This window comes from Stenotrophomonas sp. 3diitr2024 (assembly GCF_042136455.1).
GTDB classification, from domain to species: Bacteria; Pseudomonadota; Gammaproteobacteria; order Xanthomonadales; family Xanthomonadaceae; genus Stenotrophomonas; species Stenotrophomonas sepilia.
On sequence record NZ_JBHHMJ010000734.1, the window covers coordinates 1 to 9,775 of the forward strand.

At 63.9% G+C, this 9,775-nt stretch carries 11 protein-coding genes and 1 pseudogene; 6 read left to right on the top strand and 6 right to left on the bottom strand.

Translation table 11 applies throughout. The features are described from left to right. The 5 genes from ABGA94_RS19250 to ABGA94_RS19270 form a co-directional block, all read left to right on the top strand. A partial coding sequence (locus ABGA94_RS19250) for a hypothetical protein (protein WP_375367937.1) occupies positions 1–522 on the top strand: 522 nt, incomplete at its 5' end. Next, entirely contained in the window at positions 519–2,084 is a 1,566-nt protein-coding gene (guaA, locus tag ABGA94_RS19255) for a glutamine-hydrolyzing GMP synthase (protein ID WP_014646866.1), read from the top strand. The genes ABGA94_RS19250 and guaA, both read left to right, overlap by 4 nt. Positions 2,085–2,385: 301 nt before the next feature. Continuing rightward, positions 2,386–3,642, top strand: a complete 1,257-nt coding sequence (locus ABGA94_RS19260) for a tyrosine-type recombinase/integrase (RefSeq protein WP_375367938.1) — start codon at positions 2,386–2,388, stop codon at positions 3,640–3,642. A 63-nt stretch (positions 3,643–3,705) separates the two neighbouring features. Then, positions 3,706–3,981: a hypothetical protein gene (locus ABGA94_RS19265; RefSeq protein WP_375367939.1), complete on the top strand. Its 276-nt coding sequence runs from the start codon at positions 3,706–3,708 to the stop codon at positions 3,979–3,981. Between the two features lie 3 nt (positions 3,982–3,984). Continuing rightward, entirely contained in the window at positions 3,985–4,509 is a 525-nt protein-coding gene (locus ABGA94_RS19270; protein WP_375367940.1) for a helix-turn-helix transcriptional regulator, read from the top strand. A gap of 8 nt (positions 4,510–4,517) precedes the next feature. On the opposite strand, the gene ABGA94_RS19275 is transcribed toward ABGA94_RS19270, so the two are convergent. Then, complete coding sequence (locus tag ABGA94_RS19275) at positions 4,518–4,904, bottom strand: helix-turn-helix transcriptional regulator (RefSeq protein ID WP_375367941.1); 387 nt, start codon at positions 4,902–4,904, stop codon at positions 4,518–4,520. A 193-nt stretch (positions 4,905–5,097) separates the two neighbouring features. Between ABGA94_RS19275 and ABGA94_RS19280 the strand changes: the two genes are divergently transcribed. Beyond that, entirely contained in the window at positions 5,098–6,054 is a 957-nt protein-coding gene (locus tag ABGA94_RS19280) for a hypothetical protein (RefSeq protein WP_375367942.1), read from the top strand. Here the strand turns inward: ABGA94_RS19280 and ABGA94_RS19285 are convergent. The 5 genes and pseudogenes from ABGA94_RS19285 to ABGA94_RS19305 form a co-directional block, all read right to left on the bottom strand. Next, on the bottom strand, positions 6,043–6,297 hold the full coding sequence (locus tag ABGA94_RS19285; RefSeq protein WP_375367943.1) for a DUF2274 domain-containing protein: 255 nt from the start codon (positions 6,295–6,297) through the stop codon (positions 6,043–6,045). The genes ABGA94_RS19280 and ABGA94_RS19285 overlap by 12 nt on opposite strands. Further along, a complete protein-coding gene (locus ABGA94_RS19290; protein WP_375367944.1) occupies positions 6,294–7,565 on the bottom strand; it encodes a TrbI/VirB10 family protein in 1,272 nt (423 codons plus the stop codon). Before ABGA94_RS19290 ends, ABGA94_RS19285 begins: the two co-directional genes overlap by 4 nt. A 2-nt stretch (positions 7,566–7,567) precedes the next feature. After that, positions 7,568–8,569 carry a P-type conjugative transfer protein TrbG gene (trbG, locus tag ABGA94_RS19295; RefSeq protein ID WP_375367945.1) on the bottom strand — a complete coding sequence of 334 codons (1,002 nt, stop codon included), beginning with the start codon at positions 8,567–8,569 and terminating at the stop codon, positions 7,568–7,570. Beyond that, a complete protein-coding gene (gene trbF / locus ABGA94_RS19300) occupies positions 8,566–9,270 on the bottom strand; it encodes a conjugal transfer protein TrbF (protein ID WP_375367946.1) in 705 nt (234 codons plus the stop codon). The genes trbG and trbF overlap by 4 nt, the downstream gene beginning before the upstream one ends. Positions 9,271–9,294: 24 nt before the next feature. Next, positions 9,295–9,775: pseudogene (locus ABGA94_RS19305) on the bottom strand (P-type conjugative transfer protein TrbL); the annotation flags it as partial.

Here is a 9,775-nt window from a genome sequence, read left to right on the forward strand (position 1 = left end):
CCGCCGCCGCGCTCCGGGTCTCCGGGCGCGGCGGTTTCGCAAGTGCAGCACGTGCAGGCGTGCCAGAACGCGTTCTCGCTACCGAAGGGCTGGCAGGTGCAGGCCGCAGGCGAACAGCGCTGGCTGCTGAAAGGCACCGGCGAGCGCCCGCTGCAGGTCATCCTGCGGTGCGTTACCGATCTGGGTGACAGGCTTGAAGATCCTGTGGTCACCGCCGAGCTGGGGCCCTTGGAGCCGAAACGGATGAGCGCGCAGTCCGCGTTCTGGGGCAACGCCGTGGATTCCGGTTACCCGATGCACGCCATGCAACGGCGCATCGTGCCCGGCACCGAAGTGCAGGAAATCGCCGAGCTGCCGCGCGCTGACCGCGCCAACCCCAACGCACCGCATGGCCTGCTGATGCTGCGCTGGGACGAGGAAGACCCCTCACATATTCAACAACGCGAGGCGTTCATCGCCACGCTGACACAGAGCCTTGAAGCGCCGGGCGCTGCGAAAAACACCACTGGAACGGCACCATGACCAACATCCATAACGACAAGATCCTCATCCTCGATTTCGGCGCGCAGTACACGCAGCTGATCGCCCGCCGCATCCGCGAGCTGGGCGTCTACTGCGAAATCTGGGCGTGGGACCACAACCCGGCCGAGATCGCGGCGTTTGGCGCCAAGGGCATCATCCTGTCCGGCGGCCCGGAATCGACCACGCTGCCGGGTGCCCCGGCCGCGCCGCAGGAAGTGTTCGACAGCGGCCTGCCGATCTTCGGCATCTGCTACGGCATGCAGACCCTGGCCGCGCAGCTGGGCGGTGCCACCGAAGCCGCTGACCAGCGCGAGTTCGGCCACGCCGAAGTGAACGTGATCAACCCCGATGCACTGTTCAAGGGCCTGAGCGACCACGGCGGCGAGCCGAAGCTGAATGTCTGGATGAGCCACGGCGACCACGTCTCCGTTGCACCGCCGGGCTTCACCATCACCGCCACCACCGACCGCATTCCGGTGGCCGCCATGGCCAACGAAGAAAAGCGCTGGTACGGCGTGCAGTTCCACCCGGAAGTGACCCACACCCTGCAGGGCCAGGCGCTGCTGCGCCGCTTCGTGGTGGACGTGTGCGGCTGCCAGACCCTGTGGACTGCCGCCAACATCATCGACGACCAGATCGCCCGCGTGCGCGAACAGGTGGGCGATGACGAAGTGATCCTGGGCCTGTCCGGCGGCGTCGATTCGTCCGTGGTGGCTGCGCTGCTGCACAAGGCCATCGGCGAGAAGCTGACCTGCGTGTTCGTGGATACCGGCCTGCTGCGCTGGCAGGAAGGCGACCAGGTGATGGCGATGTTCGCCGAGCACATGGGCGTAAAGGTGGTGCGCGTGAATGCCGCCGACCGTTACTTCGCCGCGCTGGAAGGCGTGAGCGACCCGGAAGCCAAGCGCAAGATCATCGGCAACCTGTTCGTTGAGATCTTCGACGAAGAGTCGAACAAGCTGAGCAACGCCAAGTGGCTGGCGCAGGGCACCATCTACCCGGACGTGATCGAGTCGGCCGGCAGCAAGACCGGCAAGGCGCATGTGATCAAGAGCCACCACAACGTGGGCGGCCTGCCGGAGCACATGAAGCTGGGCCTGGTGGAGCCGCTGCGCGAGCTGTTCAAGGACGAAGTGCGCCGCCTGGGCGTTGAGCTGGGCCTGCCGCGCACCATGGTCTACCGCCATCCGTTCCCGGGCCCGGGCCTGGGCGTGCGTATCCTGGGTGAAGTGAAGCGCGAATACGCCGAGCTGCTGGCCAAGGCCGATGCCATCTTCATTGATGAGCTGCGCAAGGCCGACCTGTACGACAAGACCAGCCAGGCGTTTGCCGTGTTCCTGCCGGTGAAGTCGGTGGGCGTGGTGGGCGACGCGCGGGCTTATGAGTGGGTGATTGCGCTGCGGGCCGTGGAGACGATCGACTTCATGACGGCGCATTGGGCGCATCTGCCGTATGAGTTCCTGGGGACGGTGAGCAACCGGATCATCAATGAGTTGCGGGGGGTTTCAAGAGTTGTCTATGACATCTCGGGGAAGCCGCCGGCTACTATTGAGTGGGAGTGAAATCGGGTCCTTCGGGGACTATCGCCAGCTATCGAAAAACTGACGTAACGTGTTGATTTAAAAAGAAATACGTTGCGGCAGCTATCGGTGACTATCGCCGGCCAGCAAAACGTGTTGGCGGTAGAACTGACGGTAAGAGCCGGAGGTCGGATTAAGACCCTCCCGTTTACTATTGAGACCAAACCGGTCTTTGACGGTAAATGTCTCCTCTGGAAAGCTTGTTTCATGCGGCTTTCCAAGCATCAGCAGGTCTCCTGACCCCTGACGGTAAAAGCCGTCAAGAACAGGAGGAAAAACCTCGATGCTTACCGACACTGCACTACGCAACCTTAAGCCTAAGTCGTTGACTTACAAGGCTTCCGACCGTGACGGCATGTACGTGACGGTATCGCCCGCCGGTACCGTCACCTTCCGCTACGATTACCGTCTCAATGGACGGCGGGAAACGCTGACCATTGGTCGCTACGGGCCAGCCGGTATCTCACTGGCCTTGGCGCGTGAAAAGCTGCTCGACGCCAAGAAAGCCGTTGCCGAGGGCAAGTCCCCGGCGCACGAGAAGCAGCGCGAGAAGCGCCGGCTGACCGCTGCTAAGAATTTCGGCGACATGACTGCCCGATGGCTTGCCGACGCCAAGATGGCCGACAGCACGCGTGCGATGCGCAAGAGCATCGTTGATCGGGACATCCTGCCGGCGTTCAAGAACCGGCTGCTAAACGAAGTCAGCTCCGACGATCTGCGCGTCTTGTGCAACAAGGTGAAGGCGCGCGGCGCCCCCGCCACAGCCGTCCACGTGCGCGACATCGTGAAGCAGGTCTACGCCTTCGCCATCCTGCACGGCGAGAAGGTAGAGAACCCGGCCGATGGCGTGGGCGCGGCTTCGATCGCGACCTTCGTGCCCAAGGATCGAGCGCTGTCGCCGATGGAGATCCGTCTGATGTATCGGCAGATGGAATCGGTGGCCACCTATCCGACCATTCGCCTGGCTTTGCGCATGATTCTGCTGACGCTGGTGCGTAAGAGCGAATTGATCGAGGCGACGTGGGCCGAGGTTGATTTCGAGAACGCGACATGGACGATCCCAAAATCACGAATGAAGGGTCGCAACCCGCACGTCGTCTATCTGTCCCGCCAGGCTGTGGACATCTTCGTTGCGCTGCACACCTGCGCGGCAGGGTCAAGGTTCGTTCTGCCGTCGCGCTACGACGCGGACCGCTGCATGTCGAAGGCGACGCTCAACCGTGTAACCCAGATCGTGTCCGAGCGCGCCAAAGCTGCCGGTTTGCCGCTCGAACCTTTCACGGTGCACGACCTGCGCCGCACCGGCTCGACGCTGCTCAACGAGGTCGGCTTCAACGGCGACTGGATCGAGAAGTGCCTGGCCCATGAAGACGGCCGTTCCTCGCGCTCGGTCTACAACAAAGCCGAATACGCCGAGCCGCGGCGGCACATGCTGCAGGAGTGGGCCAACATGGTCGATGCCTGGGTGGAAGGTGGGTCCTACGCGCCCACACTGTTGCCGAGCAATACGGTCGTGCCGGTGCTGAGCGCATCGGTCTGAGTCACTTTATGCAAGGTTGTCAGTTGACAACCTTGCGATTCATCCCCATACTGGAGACCATGAATGGCCCGTCCCTCTCATCCAAAGAAAGAGGTCGAAGATGCGCTCAAGCATGCGGAAAAGCAGGGCTGGCGCGTCACGGTCGGTGGCAGTCATGCCTGGGGCAAGATTTACTGCCCTTACAACGACGATGAGTGTCGCTGCGGCGAGTTCTGCATTACGAGCGTGTGGAGCACGCCGAAGAACCCAGGCAATCATGCCCGAGCGCTGCGGCGGGTCGTGGACAACTGCACGATCCATCAGCAACGAAACGAAGCTGAATCGTCATCTGAGGACTGATCCATGGAATACACCTTCATCCTGAAGTACCAGCTCGCCGAGCACGACAGTGATCCGGATGTGCTGGTCGAGCGTCTCGGCAGTGCCGGCTGTGATGATGCCTTGGTGGGTATCGGGCAGCCGGGTCGCTTGGCGCTTGAGTTCACCCGCGAAGCTGAGAACGCGCAGGCCGCGGTGCGCAGTGCGCTGGCCGACGTGAAGCGTGCTGTCCCCTTGGCGAAGCTCGTGGAGGCGGCACCGGATTTCGTTGGGCTGACCGATGTCGCCGAGTTGGTGGGCGTGTCGCGCCAAGCAATGCGTAAGGTGATGCTTTCTCATGCTGCGACTTTTCCAGCACCGGTGCACGAGGGCAGCGCCTCGATCTGGCACTTGGCCGAAGTGCTGAGCTGGCTGGAAGAGAAGGGGGGCTATGCCTTTGAGCGAAAGATGCTGGAAACCGCGCGTGCAGCGTTGGAAGTTAATCTGACCAAGGAAATTCACCGACTGCCGGTGGCAGCGGTGCGAGAGCTCAAACTGCTGATCGCCTAGCCACGCTGCTACGTCGAAGCTGCATCGCGCACGGGTCGGCGCTTACGTAGCCTGACATCAGGTCCGTTGGACCTGTTGACAGCACCGGATCGAGAGGACTGCTTGCGAGCTTCAATCCAAGCTTCGATTTCCTCCAGATCCCAGACAACGCAGCGCGAGGTCAAATTGAATCGGCGTGGAAACTCGCCACGCTGCTCCATTCCATAGATCGTCGTGTCCGCCAAAGGGACGATCTGGTGCAAATCTTGGCGGCGAATGGTGCGGCGGAAGGGGAGGGGAAGTTTGGCCGAAAACTGCGGAAGGTCTTCGTACCCATCCGTACCCGGATGAGGAATGGATGCTTTCGGCTTCAAGGCGGTATCGCCTGCATCGGTGCAATGAACGTGAGCGGGCATCGAAGGTTCCTAGGGCACTGTGTTCGTATGGATCTATGGTGACTATCGTTAGCAATCGGAACAACTCGCTGGGGCGAAGCGGGGAGAGTGCCAGCCAACTTTGCTCACAAAAATTGCCCATGAATTGTTCGTTCAGAGCATGGTCGCTTTAGATAATTCACGAAACAAAGTTCATGAGGCCACCTGTACTGTGATGGACCAACCACTCAAAGAGCCGCTCAACGGGATTGCCATGGAGTTCGGCTACTACCCCAAGCCCTGCGACATCGCGACCGGCCGCTTCTCCGTCCAGACGCTCCTTGATCACGAAAGTAGCGTGGCCGCCGTTACCGGGGACCCCAATGTCCTCAAGGACTGGATCTATCCGGGTGCGCAGCAGCAGCGGGACTTCATGAGCGGAAACGTTCGCTCGATGCCGTACAACGCCCGGGTCTTCGGCCTGCCCAAGACCCATGTCCTGACGCTGCATGGAGGCAGGAGCCGAGAGGAGCTCGATTTCGTGGTGTGGTGTTTGTCTTTCTTTTTAGGTATGCGGCTGACGACAACGGAGGCGGGCTTTCTCGATGCGACGCCCATTAAATCTGGGGTGCTTGTTGATTTCGCCATGGTTCGCTGCACTGTGGGTGACGTTATCGAGCTAGCGCTGGACTATCTGGACTCGGAACGTGGCGATACACGTGCGCCCAAGCGGGTTGCGGCAGTCATCCATGCCTTATTCCTGGCGCAGTATCCGCAGAGCCTTCCCTTCGAGCAGTTCCAATACCTCTACATGGCGCTGGACGCCTGCTTCAAGCTCGTCGTAGTCAAGGAGGCACAAAAGCCCTCTGTGTCACATGCGGGGCGTGTCCAGTGGATGTGCGAAAAATTCGATATGCCCGTACCCAAGTGGGCCAAGAGCGACAAGGCGACTCCCTCGTCGCTATCTGTCGTCCGAAACGACACCGTTCATGAAGCCTTGTTCTTCGATGGGCCGCTGGGCTTTTCGATCTACGGTGGCAACCAGCCGGCAGCAGATCCGGGCAACACCGCACTGCAAATGCAGGCGATGGTGTGCCGGTTGCTGGTGGCAGTTCTTGGAAATCCGGGAATCGGCTACGTGAAGACGCCCGTCGACACTCGGCAGCGACACGCGCTTGAACTACGGGGGTGAGTTCCGCGGCAGCGGCTTCGGCACAGCAGGGGTCGAGTCTTTCCTGAATCCCCGATCGCCCGCGATGAACGCCTCAAGCATGTGCGGGATCAGTGTCATGGCATCGACCGCCTCGCCATACGCCTGCGCGTGTACTGCGGCGTAGCGGTCGAGGTCGGCTTTCAGGCTGGCCGGGCAGGCAAAGGTCAGCTTCGTGGATTCGGTTTTCGGCAGCGGCCCGAGCCGCAGCTTGCGCGTCGTCATCGTGAAGTCCCCTTGTTGAAGAACAACGGTTGGTAGGGCCGCAGCACCAAGTCGCGGTTGGCGATGATGCGAACCGGTAGGCCCGGCCGCTCGGTCAGCGTCGGCTGGATGTTCATGTTGCGCCGGGTCATCTCCTGGCCGACCTGATTGATGCTGTCCTGCGCGCTGTCGCGCCCGGCAATGATGATGCGGTCGCCATCCTGGCGGTTCTCCGGCGCGGCCAGCTCGGCACCAACGCCCAGCAGCGTCGTCAGCGCCGCGCCAGCGAAGATGCGGCCCCAGTGGTAGTCCACGTCGTCTTCCAGCCCGGCATAGCCAGCCGGATCGGCTCCGACCAGGTTGTCGAGCGTCAGCGAAGACGTGTCGGGCAGGATGATCCGGTTCCACACCACCTGCACGCGGCTTTGTCCGTAGCTGACCTGGCTGTTGTAGCGGCCCAGGATGCGCGAACCCTGCGGGATCAGCAGAAAGCGCCCGGTAGCTGTGTCATAGACCGGCTCCGTCACCGTGGCGATCACATCGCCCGGCAAATCCGACTTGATGCCCGTCACCAGCGCACCGGCGATGACCGTCCCGGCCATGACCTGATACGGCGAAGCCGGCATTTGCAGATTGCCGGAATTACGGGTTTCCGTGGTTCCGGCTTTCTGGAATGCCTCTTTCTGGTCTTGCCGGTTCTGCACGGCGGTCGGGTCGGCAGGCTGGGCCGCCGTCGAGGCCGGGCCAGCCGCCAGTGGGTCGAACGCGGCATTGGCGGCGAAGCCCGGCGCGGCGGCCACCTGCGACTGCGCCACCGGCGCGGCCGCCTGCGAACCCGAGCGGAAGAACACCGACGATGCCGCGGCCGCTTCGGCTTCCTTGCGCAGCGCGTCGTCGGGGTCATGGCCGGGGCCCGCATAGGCGGCCGTCACCGGTTGCTGCGACTTCACGATGGCCGGGCCAAGATCGCCCGGCAGCGGCGGCCCCAGTTCGGGAACGGCGGGCGGCAGCTTCGAGTAGTCCGCCGGCAGCGCATCCAGTCCTTCCGACTTCGAGACGCGATCCACGTTGTAAAGCTCGGTCTGCTCGTTCGCCCCGCGCCGCTGCGGTTGCAGCGACCACATCAGCGCGCCGAGCACGGCGACCGACAGGCCGCCGGCGACGATGGCCAGCGTGCGCCGGTTCAGGCGCGTAACCGGGCGCGGCTGGGCGCGTAGCGCCACCGCCTCGGGCGCGATCTTACCTGCCGCCTGCGGCGCGGCGAGGTCGGGAGTGTCGTCCTGGCTCATGGTCAGTTCCTCCGCGCTGCGCCCACAGCCCCGTCGGTGCGCTCGATTCGCACCACGTCGCCGCCATCGCCACCCAGGCGCAGTTCGGCCGCACCAAAGAGGCGATCCACGATGTAGTACGGCGAGCGGAAACGATAGTTGACGAGCTGGCCGTCACCCTGCGCGCCGATGACGAACAGCGGCGGCAGTTCGCCCTGAGCGATACCAGGTGGGAACTGGATATAGACCTTCTCGCCATCATCGAAGGCCCGCTGCGGCTTCCACGGCGGATTGCTGCCGTTGATCGCGTAGCGGAAGCGAATCTTCTCCAACGCCAGGCCGGTATCGACCGGCGCGGCTGTCTGTGCGGCCTGCGAATGGCGCTGCAAGGCCAGCATCCGGTCTTTCGGGTAGTCCCATGACACCGACGCCATCCATGCCTTCTCGGTCGAGGTCAGTTCCAGCAGGTACGTCCGCCGGCTGGTGGTGATGACCAGATTGGTTTTCAGGCCCGAGCGGGTGGGCTTGACCAGCACGTTGACGCGCAGCGCCTCGCCGCTGCCGCTGGACGTGTCACCGACGATCCATCGCACGGTATCGCCAGCGGCAACGGTCACAAGGTCCTCGCCGGGTTGGAGCGAAACCACGGTGACGCGCCCCGGCGCGGCATAGACCTGATACAACGCGCCGTCGCTGTACGGCCACACCTGGATCGCGTTGACGTAGCCCTCGCGGGTCGGCGCGATGCGCGCCTCGGCATTGGCGCGCGAAACGCGCACCTTCTCGTCGGCCGGCTCCGGCGCGGCCGGGGCCGTGTCCACCTCGGGCAGCGGCTTCAACTGTGCCGGCAGCGCCAGTGGCTCGGGCACGGCGACGACTTCGACCGGCTTGGGCGGTTCGGGCAACGGCTGCGCCTGCACTGGCTCATCGAGCGAGATGGTCGGCGGTGGTTTGCCCTGCGATGCGCAGCCTGACATGGCCAACAGGATCAACGGTAAAGCGTAAAAGCGGAAAGGCAGGTTCATGGCTTGGCTCCTTCGGAAGAATCCAGTTCGCGGCTCCACGACAGGCCGTTAACGTAGATCCCCAGCGGGTTCTTGCGCAGGCGCTGTTCGGTGCGCGGGGTTTGCAGGACGGTGGAAAGCACGGCGTTCCAGCGTTCGGTGCCAGCGGGCGCACCATTGATGAACCGTTGTTCCGTCCAGCGGATGTTGAACGAGGCATCGCTGGCGCGCGTAACACTGGTGATCTGCACCGTCACCGATTCGCGGCCGACGCGGGCGAACGGATCGTTCTTGCTCGCGTAGTCGTTGAGCACGGCCGCGCCGCGGTCGGTGGTGTAGTCGTAGGCATCGAGCCAGTTCTGCCGCACCACGATGGGGTCGATGGACAGCGAGCGCACCAGCGTCACGAAGCGTGCGAGGTGATGCGCGATCTGCGCATCGGCAGGCCGGTACGGCGTGGCGGCCTCGCCCACGGTACGCACTTGGCCGGACTGATCGACTTCGATGACGTAGGGCGTCACGATGGACTGCGCCGAGCGCCAGACCAGCCCACCGGCCATCAGCAGCGCGAGCGTGAGGCAACCGAAGGCCATCAGCCGCCAGTTCTTCGCCTGCACGCGGGCCGAGCCGATACGCTCGTCCCACACCTGGGCGGCGGCTTGATGCGGAGTGGCAGGCTGCGGCGTATCGGCATAGCGCACCTGCGGTCGTTTAAATCGCATGGTCAGTTCTCCTTGTGATTCGCTTTAGTCGTCGGAGCCGCGCAGGCTCGGGCCTTGCCCAGAGCCGCCGCCATCGCCACCGCGCAACGTGTGTGCGGCAGTGGTCGCGGCATGGGTGATCTGTTGGCGGCGGTGCATCCGCTTGGCCCAGGCTGGCTGCTCTTGCTTCTGCGAGCTGGCGGCGCCGTCGGCGGCTTCGCCTGCGGCTGTCTGGCCCGAGCCACCCGCACCGGGCGCAGCGCCGCCACCGGCCTCTGTGCCGTTCCATCCAGCACGGAAAGAGCCGGTCATCTTCTGCGCAGCGCCGGACGCGCCGGATGCGGCGCTGCGCCCGGCCGCCTGCGCGCCGGTCTTGGCGACATTGCCCAAGCCGGCCATCGCGCCCTTGGCCCCGCCGCCCGCAGCGGCGGAACCGGCCTGGAACGCCGAGCGTGCGCTACCGGCCGCCGAGGTGGCGGCACGCGCACCGGCGCCGGCCAGCTTCGCGGCAGCCGGCGCCATGCGC